General features: G+C 41.0%; 12 protein-coding genes. 2 read left to right on the top strand and 10 right to left on the bottom strand.

Annotated elements, in window-relative coordinates:
- On the top strand, window positions 1-1062 hold a 1062-nt coding region (locus tag G4P69_RS31920; RefSeq protein ID WP_208353736.1), incomplete at its 5' end, for a WD40 repeat domain-containing protein.
- A 180-nt stretch (window positions 1063-1242) separates the two neighbouring features.
- Here the strand turns inward: G4P69_RS31920 and msrB are convergent.
- From msrB to G4P69_RS31895, 5 genes are all read right to left on the bottom strand, one after another.
- The gene (msrB, locus tag G4P69_RS31915) at window positions 1243-1743 is read right to left on the bottom strand and encodes a peptide-methionine (R)-S-oxide reductase MsrB (protein WP_208353734.1); all 501 of its coding nucleotides are present in this window, start codon (window positions 1741-1743) and stop codon (window positions 1243-1245) included.
- Between the two features lie 244 nt (window positions 1744-1987).
- Complete coding sequence (locus G4P69_RS31910; RefSeq protein WP_208353729.1) at window positions 1988-5398, bottom strand: non-ribosomal peptide synthetase; 3411 nt, start codon at window positions 5396-5398, stop codon at window positions 1988-1990.
- A gap of 44 nt (window positions 5399-5442) precedes the next feature.
- The gene (locus G4P69_RS31905) at window positions 5443-6591 is read right to left on the bottom strand and encodes a TauD/TfdA family dioxygenase (protein WP_208353721.1); all 1149 of its coding nucleotides are present in this window, start codon (window positions 6589-6591) and stop codon (window positions 5443-5445) included.
- A 74-nt stretch (window positions 6592-6665) separates the two neighbouring features.
- Window positions 6666-7637, bottom strand: a complete 972-nt coding sequence (locus G4P69_RS31900) for a DMT family transporter (RefSeq protein WP_208353713.1) — start codon at window positions 7635-7637, stop codon at window positions 6666-6668.
- Between the two features lie 52 nt (window positions 7638-7689).
- Entirely contained in the window at window positions 7690-8736 is a 1047-nt protein-coding gene (locus G4P69_RS31895) for an acetylserotonin O-methyltransferase (RefSeq protein ID WP_243903107.1), read from the bottom strand.
- 311 nt (window positions 8737-9047) lie between these two features.
- Here G4P69_RS31895 and G4P69_RS31890 point away from each other — a divergent pair, with 311 nt between their 5' ends.
- A complete protein-coding gene (locus G4P69_RS31890; RefSeq protein ID WP_208353710.1) occupies window positions 9048-9845 on the top strand; it encodes a phytanoyl-CoA dioxygenase family protein in 798 nt (265 codons plus the stop codon).
- A 38-nt stretch (window positions 9846-9883) separates the two neighbouring features.
- Here the strand turns inward: G4P69_RS31890 and G4P69_RS31885 are convergent, their stop codons facing one another.
- The 5 genes from G4P69_RS31885 to G4P69_RS31865 all read right to left on the bottom strand — a co-directional run.
- Complete coding sequence (locus G4P69_RS31885; RefSeq protein ID WP_208353708.1) at window positions 9884-10912, bottom strand: D-alanine--D-alanine ligase family protein; 1029 nt, start codon at window positions 10910-10912, stop codon at window positions 9884-9886.
- A 103-nt stretch (window positions 10913-11015) separates the two neighbouring features.
- A complete protein-coding gene (locus tag G4P69_RS31880) occupies window positions 11016-11999 on the bottom strand; it encodes a DMT family transporter (RefSeq protein WP_208353706.1) in 984 nt (327 codons plus the stop codon).
- Window positions 12000-12252: 253 nt separating this feature from the next.
- Window positions 12253-13647, bottom strand: coding sequence for an ATP-grasp domain-containing protein (locus G4P69_RS31875; RefSeq protein ID WP_208353703.1), 1395 nt, complete (start codon window positions 13645-13647; stop codon window positions 12253-12255).
- A gap of 270 nt (window positions 13648-13917) precedes the next feature.
- Window positions 13918-14784, bottom strand: coding sequence for an O-methyltransferase (locus tag G4P69_RS31870; RefSeq protein ID WP_208353699.1), 867 nt, complete (start codon window positions 14782-14784; stop codon window positions 13918-13920).
- Window positions 14784-15308 (bottom strand): 3-dehydroquinate synthase family protein (locus tag G4P69_RS31865; RefSeq protein WP_422614400.1); only part of this gene is annotated, 525 nt, incomplete at its 5' end. The genes G4P69_RS31870 and G4P69_RS31865, both read right to left, overlap by 1 nt.

The raw sequence follows: 15308 nt of genomic DNA, 5'->3' as shown, positions 1-15308 counted from the left end.
CACGCCTACCCTCCTCGACGTTATTCCCTTCCCTCTGCTAGTTGGGACAAAACGGTGAAACTGTGGCGCACTGATGGCTCCTTAATCACTACCCTCAAAGGGCATGAGGATGCGGTTTTTGGTGTAGCCTACAGTCCTGATGGTAAAACACTTGCCTCTGCTAGTAGGGACAAAACGGTGAAACTGTGGCGCACTGATGGCTCCTTAATTACTACCCTCAAAGGGCATGAGGATGCGGTTAATGGTGTAGCCTATAGTCCTGATGGTAAAACACTTGCCTCTGCTAGTAGGGACAAAACGGTGAAACTGTGGCGCACTGATGGCTCCTTAATTACTACCCTCAAAGGGCATGAGGATGTGGTTATTGGTGTAGCATATAGTCCTGATGGTAAAACACTTGCCTCTGCTAGTGAGGACAAAACGGTGAAACTGTGGCGTACTGATGGCTCCTTAATCACTACCCTCAAAGGGCATGAGGATCTGGTTATTGGTGTAGCATACAGTCCTGATGGTAAAACACTTGCCTCTGCTAGTTACGACAAAACGGTGAAACTGTGGCGCACTGATGGCTCCTTAATCACTACCCTCAAAGGGCATGAGGATGCGGTTTTTGGTGTAGCCTATAGTCCTGATGGTAAAACACTGGCCTCTGCTAGTAGGGACAAAACAGTGAAACTGTGGCGCACTGATGGCTCCTTAATTACTACCCTCAAAGGGCATGAGGATAAGGTTAATGGTGTAGCATACAATCCTGATAGTAAAACTTTTGTTTCTGTTAGTGATGACAAAACGGTGAAACTGTGGCGTACTGATGGCTCCTTAATCACTACCCTCAAGGGGCATGATTCTGCGGTTTGGGGAGTAGCATACAATCCTGATGGTAAAACACTTGCCTCTGCTAGTTTGGACAAAACTGTGAAACTGTGGACTTTGAATTTCAATCTCAATGATTTACTTAACCGTGGTTGCACATGGCTACATGATTATTTACACAATCCGAATAATGGTATGAAGCCAGACGATCGCGATCGCCATATTTGTGATGATGTCGATGCAAATTAAAGAATTTAAAAATCGCAAGAAGTGCCAGAAAAGGGGAAAATTTTTTACATAGCAACACAGTTACATTAAAATAGCAGTTTCGCTGTTAGATACCTCTAAAATGATGATGGACAAAGCATCTCTATAAAACTTATATAGGTAATTGTCTCACTCGGAAGTGGCGATCGCGTAACCAAAGACTTACGCCTTAACCTGTACAAACTTCAAAGCCACCCCATTCATGCAATAACGCTTACCAGTAGGTGGGGGACCATCATCAAACACATGACCTAAATGTCCACCACAGCGACGACAATGCACTTCAACTCTGGTCATTAAAAAAGAGTTGTCAACAGATGTCGCGATCGCTCCTTCAATAGGTGCATAAAAACTTGGCCAACCTGTACCACTATTAAATTTAGTATCAGACGTAAACAAAGGCAAATCGCACGCAGCACAAAAATAAGTACCCTTCCCATATTCTTTATCAAGCGGGCTAGTCCCAGCAATTTCAGTTCCATGCTTACGCAAAACGCGAAATTGTTCTGGTGTTAAAATTTTGCGCCACTCTTCCTCAGTTTTAGTGATTTCAAACTTATCGTTTACAGTGGTCTTGACTTCTGACCTGGCGGTGAAATAGCGTGATAAGCATATACTACCAACTAGTATTGCCCCAGTCTGTAAAAAATATCGTTTTTTCATGGTAAGATTCCACTTCTCCCTGAGAGAGAAGCAAATTATACCACTTTTTCAGGAATTATCACCAAAGAAGAATTCAGGAGTCAGGAGCCAGAATTCAGAATTTACCTGAGTGCGACTGGTGGATGAATCTTGGTCTGAAGCTCCCGATTTCAATCATGGCGATAATGTTAAATGTCGTTGAATGAAACCCCTGACTTCAGGCATCGGGTATTCTGATTCCTGAATTCTGACTCCTGACTCCTTTTTAAAATTCTCCCAAATATGATTTCAAGCTTTCTGCTAAGACTTGTACATGAGGCTCTAAAATGCATGTGTAGTGATTACCGGAAACATCAACAATTTGAATATCCTCCGCATCCATAATCGAGAATAATTCCACCCAAACAAGAGTTGGATCTGGTGCCATGATATGCTTTTCTCTAGTTCTAAATACGGTGACTTTTCCAGGATACGGCTCTTGCTTGTAGGAATAAGTTGCTTTTAAAGTTCCAACTAAAACATCAAGAATGCGTCGGTTTTGTTGACTTTGATTTGATGGCGGTAATATCTTAACTTCTACAGCCTTATCAAGGATATAGTTGATTTGTTCGTTAATACTTAAATGCTTGATTTCATCAGGTGTTATGAGATTGTCCTGACCTAACATTCCGCCAAAATACCTGGAAAGAACCCCAACCAAATAGGGAGGGTCAATTTTCTTATTTTTATCTAAGAGAATTGGAACATAAGAATCTACTATTGCTAACAAAGAAACTTCATGTCCCTGTTTGTGTAATTGCTGCGCCATTTCATACGCGACAACTCCCCCAAATGACCAACCACCAATAGAATAGGGACCATCAGGCTGAAACTTCCGAATTGCGTTGATGTATAAACTTGCCATATCTTCGACTCGCGTTAAGGGTTCTTCTTCTGCATGAAACCCTTGTGCTTGCAAGCCATAAAACGGTTGATCAGTATCTAGATAATGCGCTAGTTTAAAGTAGCACATTACATGACCTCCTGCGGGATGTACGCAGAAAAATGGTTGCTTGTTACCTTTTGGTTGGATGGGAATCAGGGGTGAATGATCAAAAGTATTTGTGGTATCAAGAAGGTTTGCAAACTCCTCAATGGTAGAATTGGTGAGGATTGCTGATAAAGGTAATTCTTTACCAAACTGCTCTCCAATTGCAGCTATTAAAAAGACTGCCGAAAGAGAATTTCCACCAATTTGAAAGAAGTTATCTTTAACACCTATTGGCTGAATGTTTAAAACCTCTGACCAGATTTTTGCTAGTTCCGATTCGGTATCGTTGCGCGGTGCAATAAATTGGTTGCGTTGACTGAAGCTAGAAACCGTTGGTTTCGGTAAAGCGCGACGGTTTACTTTTCCACTAGGAGTTAAGGGTAAGGGATCCAATATAACAAAGGCTATTGGCACCATATAATCTGGTAGCTTCTGTGAGAGAAAATCACGGAGCATGTCAGGGGTGGGTTGCTCTTGTCTAGCAGTGATATAAGCTACTATCTGTTTTTCTTCCAGGCGATGATCGCTACGGGTAATGACAACCGCCTCTCGAACATGTGGATGAGCACATAAAGCGTTTTCGATTTCCCCAAGTTCGATCCGAAAACCACGAATTTTTACTTGATGGTCTATTCGGCTAACGTACTCAATATTACCATCTTGCAAATAACGAACTAAATCACCAGTTTTGTAAAAACGGGAACCAGGTAAAAAAGGATTGTCAATAAACCGTTCCGCAGTCAGTTCGGGACGGTTGAGGTAACCGCGTGCAACTCCAACACCACCTATGTACAATTCCCCAAGAACTCCTACTGGAACTGGTTGGAGATGGGTATCTAGTATGTAAGTTTGTGTATTCGCAATGGGACGACCAATGGGAACTAAAGCATGAGATAATTTCTCAGGTTCTACTTTACAAACAGTTGACCAAATAGTAGTTTCAGTTGGTCCATAGAGATTCCATACAGCAGAACCTTTTTGTAATAAGTTCTGTGCTAAGTCACTGGTTAAACCTTCTCCGCCGCAGAGAATTTTCAATCGCGGGGAACCACTCCATCCAGCCGCCAGCAACATCCGCCAACTAGCTGGGGTGGCTTGCATAACTGTAGCGCCAGCAGTATCAATTAACTCTTTGAGTAGCCTACCATCACTAGCTACTTTTCGGCTAGCTAATACCACCTTAGCGCCTGTAATTAAGGGCAGATATAATTCCAACGCAGCAATATCAAATGATATTGTAGTTACTGCTAAAAGTACATCTGATGCCGTGATGCCGGGTTCATACTGCATGGATTTTAAGAAATTGACTACAGCACCGTGAGGAATTTCTACTCCTTTGGGTTTGCCAGTTGAGCCGGAAGTATAGATAACATAGGCTAGATTGTTAGCGATCGCACGTGCTGTAGGATTGTTTTTGCTATAGGTAGCAATATTGTCTTGGTTTTTAGCTAAACAGATAACTTTCCTCTGTTGAGCATCAGCATATAACTTTTGACTATCAGTCAGCAGCACTGGTACTTGAGAATCAGATAAGATTAATTCCAAGCGTTCTTGTGGATAATCTGGATCTAAGGGTAGATAGGCTGCACCAGCTTTGAGAATACCCAACAATCCCACTAGCATTTCTAAAGAACGCTCAACACAGATACCCACTAATATCTCTGGTTTTACTCCCAGTGTTTGTAAGTAGTGTGCTAGTTGATTTGCACGCTCATTTAGTTCACGATAGGTTAGGTGTTCTCCTGCAAAGGAAACTGCTATTGCATCTGGCGATCGCTCTACCTGTGCTTCAATTAATTGATGGAGACAAATCGTAGAATCATAATTTTTTTCAGTAGCATTCCACTCAACCAGTATTTTCTCTTGTTCACTCTCGCTTAAGATTGGTAGCTCAGCTACTGGCTGTTCTGGATTTGATACAATACTTTCTAGTAAATTTTGAAAATGTTCGCCGATTTGAGCAACTGTCGCTTGATCTAATAGATTGCTGTTGTATTTAAAGTAACCTAGTAATGATTCAGAAAGCTCGACCACTTTCAAGCTTAAATCAAATTCTACTTTTTCCTGGGGTAAATCCCAGTCTTCTAGTTCTAGTTGAACGCAATTTGTCTCGTATGTCTTAGCGGCTGTCTCTAATAACGTTGAACTTTCGTGTTGACTGACATTCGAGAATGTAAATGAAGCTTGACAAATAGGTGAATGGCTTGAGTTAGATTGTTGCTGTAATTGATTTACCAATAAAGCAAAGGGATAATCCTGATAACCCCTAATTTCTGAGACGGAATAACTTACTTGATGCAGAAACTTCTTAAATGAAATATTTTCAGAGATAAAATCTCGTGAAACAACTACGTTAGCATCTCTATCCTGCTGGCTTAGCAATAGCCCAACCAGAATATCTGGTTCATTTGTATAACGGTAAAGCAGAACTTTAAATGCAGCTAAAAGAAGGTTATCAAGGCTAACACTTTGACTATTAGCTAGTTTTTTTAGTAAAGTAGTTAATTTATTGTTGATTAAAAAGCTATAATTGGAGCAATTATAATTTTTTATAGATGAGCGAGGCAACCTAGTCGGTAATTCGAGTAAGGGCAATTCCCCAGATAACTGCTTTTCCCAATATTCTTTAAGTTCTGATGGTGGCATATGTAATCACTTGTTTCTATGTAATTGACAATCGAGATATTTTTTTAATACTGCTTGCTTAATGCAGCCGGTTTCATATCACGAATGCTGCACATATTTCCAAAAGCAGTAAGGATTTTTCGCTTAAGTTTAGTATTAAGTCTACTGTGAGCAACTTGTAAGTTATCGATAATGAGAATATCGCCTTGCTTCCATTGAAAGATGACTGCGTTTTTCCATTCAGCTTCTCCCAATTCTTTCGCTTCTGCTTCTGTGAGCGTAGTAGATTGACCATCTTTGTTCAAAAAATACGCATTAAGGCTACTGGTTCTTTTTTGCGAACCATCAACAACGGTTGCTGCTGTTGTTAATTTTTGCTGAAAACTTTTGTATAATTCCGCTGGTAGCCAGTTGTAATAAAGCTTTTTCCAAAAAGAATACCGTCCCCCAATATTTCGATACCATTGTCTACTAACTAAAGAATCAACAATGCTAAGGCAAAAGCAGAGGTTATTCGTTCTCGGGTGACTGAATAAGGTAATATAAGAACATTCAAAATAAAGAGAGCCATCATCTTCCCAAGTAAAATCAAATCCTTGTTCTTGTAGAAGTTTCGTAATTTCCTCTTGCGATAGTCCCTCGAAGACTAGATCTAATAGATGGTTAGGAACATATCGTACAAATCGCTGAGGAAATGTAGCAAATTTTTTCTGTAAACTGGGAGATAAATCAGAAAATAACTTTTCGGTATTTATAATGGGAGTCTCGCCATATAAGTCCGGCTCTACTTGGCAAAAGAAAGCAAGTGCACCGGGGCGTGTTGGTACCATATTGAGTTCATTGTGAGGAGCAATAATTGTATCCGGTGGAGCCTCTGAAGATGTGAAGACTTTATCAGTGATTCGTACCCGATGAGCGCTACCAAAGTGATAAACTGACTCTAGTTGGATATTCAGCATCTCTAGAATTGTTTGAAATTGCTGTGCATTCTCAACGTCAAATCCCCGAAATAAAATTGCTCCATATGTATCGAGTTGATGATTGAACCAGTCACGGCTTTTGCTGAGTAATAGCGTCAGAACTTCAAAGGATTTATCCTCAGCTGGCTCGAGCACTAGAGGCAGTTCTTTTTCCTGACTTAAAAAGCTTTTCTCGTCATCACGTAAAAACCGTAATCTTATGTCTTCTGAAATAGAAATTGGAAGATTTTTCATAGTTAGTAGTTGGACAAGATTAAATTCCTTGATGGAGAGAGGGAATAGAGCAGGTTACTTATTCCCCAACTTACCTAGTTTGCTGATTCAACTTCTCCTTTAATAGCAGATTGGCTAGTTGAAGTAACATATACCCCTAACAGAATCACAGCAAAACTGACGAATGTAACCCAGCTTGGTTTTTCTGAAAAGAGTAACCAAGCTTCCTGTGTGCTAAGGACGGGAACAAACAGATCACATAAAGAGACAAATCCTGAAGATAACTTTCTCAGGGAATAAGCATAGAGAACTAACCCTAGTATTTGACATATTAATGCTAGAAAAGTTACATAAATCCACTCCTGTAAAGAATAGGGAAAAAGCTTATCTTCAGTAAGAATAACAATAGGCAAAAGCAACACGGTGCCGATCACAGAACACCAAGTCATGATAGTTATCGGACTAAATTGAGTTCGCAGTTGTTCAACTAGGAGTGGGTATAGACCGAGAAACCCTGCTGACAGTAACGCTGCTATATCTCCTTGGAGTTTGTCACCAGCGGATGAGAAGTCATGGTATGCTAGCAGGCAAGCTCCGGCGATCGCTACAAGCATACCACTCAAGAATTTAGTGTCAAAGCGCTTGCCCCAAAAGAGCCACCCCCCTAAAACGGTGAACAGTGGAGCTAAATTGTGCATGAGCGTAGAGTTAGCAACGGTGGTGTGAGCTAATGACCATGCCCAGAGAGCAAGAGTTGCAAACATCACAAATCCTACTCCTAACAGGAGCAAGAGTTGTCGGATTGTGTAAGGTTGCGGTTCTTGCGGTTGATTATCAGACAATTGCTGACGCACCGTTGTGAATCCATTCCACATTGTAAAGGCGATCGTAGAGATCCAGAAACGATTAAAGATTGTTGCATTTGGACCTAGTTCGCCTTCACTCAAGCGGATTAGAATTGGAGAGAAAGATAGAGCTACTAAGCTGACTACTAATGAAGCAAGTGCTATTGTAGTTGGTGCTGCTAATAACTGTTCATACGACAGTTTGAGTTTAGCCTTAAGCATTAATTTGGTACAGGAAAGTTACTAAGTGTATTTAGTAATACATATGTACCAATTATAGCTCGTTATTGACTCTAAATTCCATCACCGTCAGACTTGTTCCGGTATAAATGATTTTTTCTAGTTGAAACCCGCTATTATAAAACAACTCCTTATACTCTTGTTCTGTGCGCCAGTAACCCCCTGGATTTGTTACCATCATCTGAACTGCAGCAAGAGCTGGTATAGTTCCATCTGGATATTCTACTGGTGCTCCACGGGGCGGGACTAGTGTCTGGAGGAGTATTATTCTACCGTGTTTTGGTAAAGCCTCTCTACACCGAGTCAATACCTTGATGCTGTCTTGAGAACTGAATACTGAGAGGAAATACTTCATTACGATCGCATCTGCACCCTTTGGAATCTCCTCCAGAGCGTTACCGGCAATGATTTGCACAGCATCTTCATCGAGTCCCTGTTTTGCGAGGAAAGCTGGAGCTGTTTTGACCTCATGGGGTAGATCAAACAACATGCCTTTACAGCCGAATTTTTTAACAATATGGGAAATCAGTGCGCCTTGATTACCTCCAACATCCATAACTGTACCATATTGACCGAAGTCATAAACTTCAAATACTGAATCAACTGCCTGATTCGTTAAAAAAGTCATGGAATTATTGAACAGATTCCTATACTCAGGATTTTCCGTCATGAAAAATTCGTAAAATTTCTTCCCGTTTGCTCTTTCAAAAGCAACTTCTCCTGTTTTCAACGAATTTCCTAATTCCCTCCAAGCGTCCCACATAGAGGGTTCTGTAATATGCATTAGAAAATGTCCAAGAGAAGGCTCTGCATTTGTAATCAAGAGATTTGAGAGTTCTGTTGCTGCAAATACACGTCCAGGCTTCTCTACAAACACACCTAAATGAGCTAAAGCACGGAGAACAACATAGAGAGTTTCTACTTTTGTAGAAGTCTCTTTGGCGATGGTTTCTACAGTCATTGATCCTGACTGTAAGAGATTAGGTATACCTAAGTTTGTTGCCACATACAAGCACTGGCTTTGCCAGTAGCCATAGATCATCTGAGCAAGTTTTTTAGATGCTGAAGTTGTTCCTAACAATTTTTATTTCTCCTGGTCAAAATTTTACAACAGAGTACAGAAGTCAGCCCCTTTGGGGAAGTCACTCATGAGCCAGTACTCGACGCTTGGTTTACTGCTGGAAAGCACCTAGTTTGAAAAGTTAGTCGAAATGAAACAAGTTTTATCGCAAAGGATGAAAAAAATTTCCTTCCGTGTTCGCGATCACTAATCTCCTTACTAACTCTAATTTTAATCATTTAGCCTCGATTTTTATCTCACCATAGTTATAAAATAGGGATTAATATGGTTATACATACACTTAATTATTTTCCAAGTAACATCACAAGAAAATGGCTAAAGTAGGCACAGGAACAATTAGTTCCCAACAAGTTAAAGATTTCGAGCGAGATGGTGTTATCCACATCAAAAAAGCTGTGGATAATAACTGGATAGAAAGAATGCGAACTGCTCTTGAGAGAAATCTTTCAAATAGTGTGGGAATTAGGGGAAGCCAGAAAAAAGGAGTGCATGTCACGCATGATTATGGACTCTGGCTAAAAGATGCTGACTTCCGCGCTTTAGTTTTTGAATCTCCTTTGCCAACACTTGCTGCTCAAGTTTTAAAATCGGAAAAACTCAACTTTTTGAGTGATGGTTTCTTTGTGAAAAAGCCAACTGCACAAAGCAGTGTTGTATGGCATAATGATCAGCCATACTGGCCCGTACAAGGTTGGAAGTGTTGTAAGATCTGGCTTGCATTAGATCCTGTAACTAAAGAAAATGGTCGATTGGAATATATCAAAGGCTCCCATCTATGGAAAAAAGAGTTAGATGACAGATTAGAAAATCCCTGGTTTTTAGAGTCAGAGCCACGAGAGGTTATATATTGGGATATGGAACCTGGAGATTGCTTAATACATCATTTTCTGACGATTCATCATTCTGTAAGCAATACATCTTTTTCTGTAAGACGTGCGATAGTCACTAATTGGTCTGGAGATGATGTCACTTACAAATACCGCCCAAATACATGGCCTTACATACCTGTTGAAGAAATTAATATTCCAGGGTTTAATTCAATGAAAACTCTGAAAAATGGGGAACAGCTAGACTGTGATGTCTTTCCTAAAATAGAACTAAATTATTAGAGAAAATTCATCTTTGAACCCGAAAGAAATAATCACAATTAGGCGGTGGTTAATGTTTCATTAATCGCCGTCATTAATAATTCATTTAAAGGAATTCCCGCAGCATTTGCCATAGAGGAAATCACACTTTTCGGAGAAAAAGAACAATACAAACCTGCTTCTAAGAACCAAGGTTGCCCGTCTGGATCAATCCGGAAGTCAAATAAACTGTAGTGGCGACAGCCTAAAGCTTGATGACATTTCTTAGCAACTTGTTGAACTTTTTGGGTAATCGGGTCGTTGGGGTTTACAATCCAAGATTTTTTATTATCTTTGGCGGCGAAACGTAAATTGCCATCTTCGCTTTGTTGAAGTTTGTCAGCATAGGTGCGGATGGGTTTGTCGTCGGGGTCTAGTAGATACTCTTCAAGAGGTAAACCAACTAGCTCCCCATCTTTGACAATGACACCTCCTCTGACTTCTCGACCAAGTTCAATGAATGGTTCTACGATCACCTCCGAAGCATATTCAAATGCTTTCTTCAAAGCAGCACCATACTCGGTAGTGTCCTTAACTAAGGACACTCCGAAAGAGTCGGCGGAACTTGCTGGTTTAACAACTGCTGGAGGTATAATTGTCGGGACATCTCCTTTGCGGAGTACTTCTCCACGAGGCACTTTGACCCCTAGGGCTTCAACAATTGCTTTAGTTGTCGCTTTGTTGGTCGAGATTGCCATAACATCTGGAGTGTTCCCTATGTAAGGGATCTTGAGTAGGTCGAATAGTGCACGGTAGTGCGTCATTCCTAGGATACAAAACATTTGCGGCAACATGAGGTCAATGTTTTGAGATGTTAGAAACCGTATAGCCTCAAACAGAGGAATGGGTTTGGCGACAGCAATATCTTCTTGACTAAGAGAACGAGGAAATCGCCAGAGGCGGTCTGGTGTAATATATGCAATCTGAAAGTCATACCGCGATGGATCTGCCGTTGCTGCTAGACAGCCTTCAGCGTAAAGGCGAGACAAATCACAGTAAAAATCATTTTCTGGAGACCCAACTAAGTGAAGGATACGAAGTACTGACATGATTGATCTTCTTAGGCAGAGTTATTTTGCGGAAGTTAACCCAGATGGAGGCGAGCAAGGCGTTTTCTAAATACAGACACGAGATAAAGCTTTCGCTCAAGCGCTAGACTTGATCGCTTGGTTCTAGAGACAATTCATTTGTTTCATGTTCAATTCCTTTGTCACTGGTTAGAGTAAGATAAATACCTAGTATGATGACAGCAAAAGCAATTAAATTTAACGAACTTAATGCTTCTGCAAAAACAACCCAAGCTAAAAAGGCAGTTACAACTGGATCTAAAAGATTAATCGTTGATATGAGGCTGGAAGATAAGTATTTGAGGCTGTATGCAACCAACCCATTCGCCAAAATAAGAGTTAGAGCTAGAGCTAAAATATCCAGCCATCCGCTCACAGAGTGGGGAAACCATTCGTCACGGGTAGTAAATAGAATCAGCATGAACAAAAGCGTAGTAATCCTATAAACCCATGTCAGGATATTTATAGCTGTTAGTTGTATCCGAAGTTTTTCAATGGTCAGAAGATAGGCACTCCAGAATAGTGCTGAAAATAAAGCAAGCAAGTCACCTTGAAGTTTAATAGTGGTGACTTGTAGGTCTTCTAACCCAAGGACAATTGTTCCCACAAATGCGATCGCAAGACCAGCCAGAAATTTATAACCAAAACGTTGATTGAACAGTAGGTATCCTCCGAGTGCAGTAAAAAATGGTGTCAAACTATGTATCAATGCTGAGTTTGCAACACTGGTCTGAGTTAAAGACCACGCCCAAAGAATCTGGGTCGCGAAGAAAAATACCCCTGTTAGCAACAGTAATAGGATTTGTTTGTTATCAAATGACTGCTTGGTGATAAATTGTTGTCCCAACAAACGCTGACGAACAAGTGAGAGTTCTTGCCACAGTCCAAAAATTACAGCCGCTATCCAAAAACGATTAAACATCGTAGTGTTAGGGCTAATTTCATTTTCGCTTAATCGAATTAATATAGGCACGATACCAAAAACCCCTACAGCAACAAAACTAGCAATAATTGCCCCTGTTATTTTGCTATCAGATTGCTGGTTAGCGATTTCAATTTGGTCAGTCATGTGATTATTAGTATCTTTATAGCTGGTGGTATTTTCTCAGGAATGATTTTGCATAAGTACGAGCGGGAATTTACAACACTCTAGATAAAACAGAAGCTACTTGTAATTTATTATACCACCTTTGTTTGAAATTTATGACTTGGAGCGTAACCCTACGGGGAAGCAAGCGTGACAAGCAGCGTAGGCGTGCTCCTGAGAAGCGACTGACCCTTCAAATTACCAACAAGATTTTTGTACCTGTTTTATGATAGTATTAGTCCCCTCCTAATTCCACTAATTTGCCAATATTAAAATCAATCCTTATCCAACTCTTTAATTTTCTCAAATTTTCCAGTAGTAGTAAGGTAATTTGCCAGTGGGGGACTGTTAAAAATGGTAGAGGATCATCAATCTGAAAGAGCGCATCAGTTCCTTGAATAATCTTCTCTAGCCAAGCTTGTAATTGAGACCAAGATCTAATTTCATTCAGTCGCCACACTTCATGATATAACCAATAAGTAGGCTTACTATCAGGAAGCGGTTGTATAGGTAATTCGTTCTCATTCTGACTATCACCGAGATAAGCATCTGCTACTCCTGGATGGTCGTGAAATGTGGTAATTGCTGAGTGAATTCTGGGGTTACATTCAATAGCGTATACTTCACCGTCTTCAGTTTCAATAAAGTCAAAGGAAATCTGTCCGGTAATTTTTAGCTCTCTAAAAAAATGTGTTACCCATTGCCGAATTTTGTGGTTTTCTACATTTTTGTAGTTAACTTGAAAAGCCGAAGATTCACAGCAGGTGTGTAGCCGTAATTTCCCATCCCGAACAGTACTATGAGTGCAGAATTCTTTACCTGGAATAAATTCTTGCATAATCCAAGGCTTCTGTGGACTGATGGGTAAACTTCTAACGAATGCTTCTGTTTCTTTAGGAGTTTCACAAGGTAGTTTAGTTAAATCTAATCGACGCACTGAGTCATAAGGGATACTCTTGAGAATGTATTTACGAGTCTCATGGGAGAAGTCAAAATTCAAGACTTGTTCGGGAGAAGTTATTTCAAAGGATTTAGGAACAGATAACCCAAATTGACGTGCTTTTTCGCTGAAGGCATATTTATCGTCCAGCATTTGACACACATCAGCATCCACATGAAAAACTTCGCAGTATTGTGATAGTGCTGGTTTAGCAAGAGAGTCGTAGTAACTGGCTACTGGGCTGGTTACAGGAATGTAAACATCGATACTTTCTCTCTTGATAATGTCAATAAGAGCCTGGGTATAGGCATCTGGGTCTTTTTCTGGAACAGGAGTTGTATAAAATTTATCGACAGCTTGAGAAAACCGATGACCTGATAGCCAATATTTGTGAGTTTCAATTAATACAACTCTATGTCCTGCGGCATGAAATGAGCGAGCAAGTTGCAATGCTTTAGTCATTTTGCCACCGCTGATGAGGATATTTTTAGGGTGTGCAGCCTGCTCCCTTCGGTGAAAAGGACGAGCCAATGTAGTCCACAGTATAGATAGTAGAACAACAGTGGCATTAATTGGCAGTGTCAATAGAAGTAATATTAAGGTAGCGAAGCTCTGGAAAAAAGCAGCTACTTTTAATCCTAAAGAGATAGGTTGAGTCGTTGTTTGAAATTCAGCAATTGATTGTGCCATAGAAGTCTCCATCAAGAATTCAGGAGTCAGAATTCAGGAGTCAGGAGAAAATTATGAATTATTCTGACTCTTGAAGTCTTACTTGTGTTTACAGGAATTTTCATCCAGTGGTCTAATTACCTGAAAATTCCTGTAAACAGGTGATTGGGCTGAAACTCAGCACTTTGTGTGTAGTCCGCCAACGAACTTTGCCTGGTAGAACTTCTCCGTGTCCCCGTGTCTCCCCGTCTCCGCGTCAGTCGTAACCTAGCAATTTGGCTGTGAGACTTTCTAGGGTGATGCTCCTAAAGGAGCCACATCGCATGTTCGCCGAATGATGGTTAAGCCATCACGCAATGGCAAAAGCACTTGTTCGACACGCTTGTCAGCAGCGACAACACGGTTAAACTGAGCGATCGCTTCACCGTTGGCGGTGCGATTTTCCACGGGTAAATAAACCTGTCCTTGAAGGAGTGTGTTATCAACACAGATAAATCCTTCTCTTTTGAGCAAGTTTTTATCGAGTAATGTTTGGAAGTACTGCACGTACTCCTTTTTATCCGCATCGATAAAGACAAAATCAAAGGATTCTCCAGCCTCGGCTAATTTATCTAAGGTTTCTAGCGCCGAACCGACTTCCACACGAATTTTCTGCCCATGGGGAGATGCACGAAACACAGTTTTACCGAACTCAGCGGTATAGGGGTCGACCTCGCAAGCGACGAGTTCCCCATCTGCTGGTAATGCTTCCGCCATTGCAAGTGCAGAATAGCCGGTAAACATCCCAATTTCGAGTACTCTCTTAGCTTTTGTCATGTGGATAAACATTTTCAGAGTTTGTCCTTCAACATGACCAGAGAGCATTTCCTGTTCCAATGGGCGGACTGTTGCACCTTCATCAAAGCGTTGAGTCCATGCTTCAACAGATGTTTTTTTCGCAAGCGCTGCTAAAGCCAGTGATTCGCTTGTGGTGCATTCTTCCAGATACGGGTCTAAACCAGCTGCTAAACGCCATGCAAAGTTGAGTTTGGCTTTGAGTTCTGCAGACACACCGGTCTGTTTATTAACCTCTTGCACAATACTTTCTAATTGCTCCGCCAATATCCCCAAAGGTGTTACAGGTCTTGCAGCAGCGGCTTGTTCAACAACATTAGTCATTATTTTTCACTTCCTACAAGTTCTGGTTCTAACTGATAGGTCGGATAAACATCTACGCCGTCACCACCTCGGGGATAAGTTTTGCAGATTTCCCTATGTTCAGCTAATGCTGCTGCTAGTTCGTTACGAGTAAAGTCGTTGACAAAGAAGCACTCACCAATAGGTCTAGGCATAGCTGCTCTCTGGAGACCATCACGGGTGAGACGAATCGACTCAGTAGCACGCCATAGAAGTTCTTCATCCAGTAAAGGATGATCGAGGGTTAAACCAATACGACTCATCAAACCTAAAATACGGTCTCTGTCTTCTACAGAGATGTAGCCTCTGCGTGCAGCAATGGTGGCAGATAGTGCCATGTCAATATTGACTGCGTGACCGTGGAAAATAGGTACGCGGGGTGCGAGTTCAAGAGTCGGACTCCAAGTGTGACCGTAAGCAATGACGCGGTCTAGCTCCAATTCATGCAAATTAGGAACTTCAAATTCAAGCCATCGTTGGATAGATTTATAAGTCACTTTTTGAGC

Origin of the sequence: Aetokthonos hydrillicola CCALA 1050 (assembly GCF_017591665.1) — a bacterium.
In the GTDB taxonomy this organism is placed as follows: domain Bacteria; phylum Cyanobacteriota; class Cyanobacteriia; order Cyanobacteriales; family Nostocaceae; genus Aetokthonos; species Aetokthonos hydrillicola.
The sequence above is the reverse complement of the archived record's forward strand: the minus strand, read 5'-3'. Positions and strand labels throughout refer to the sequence as shown.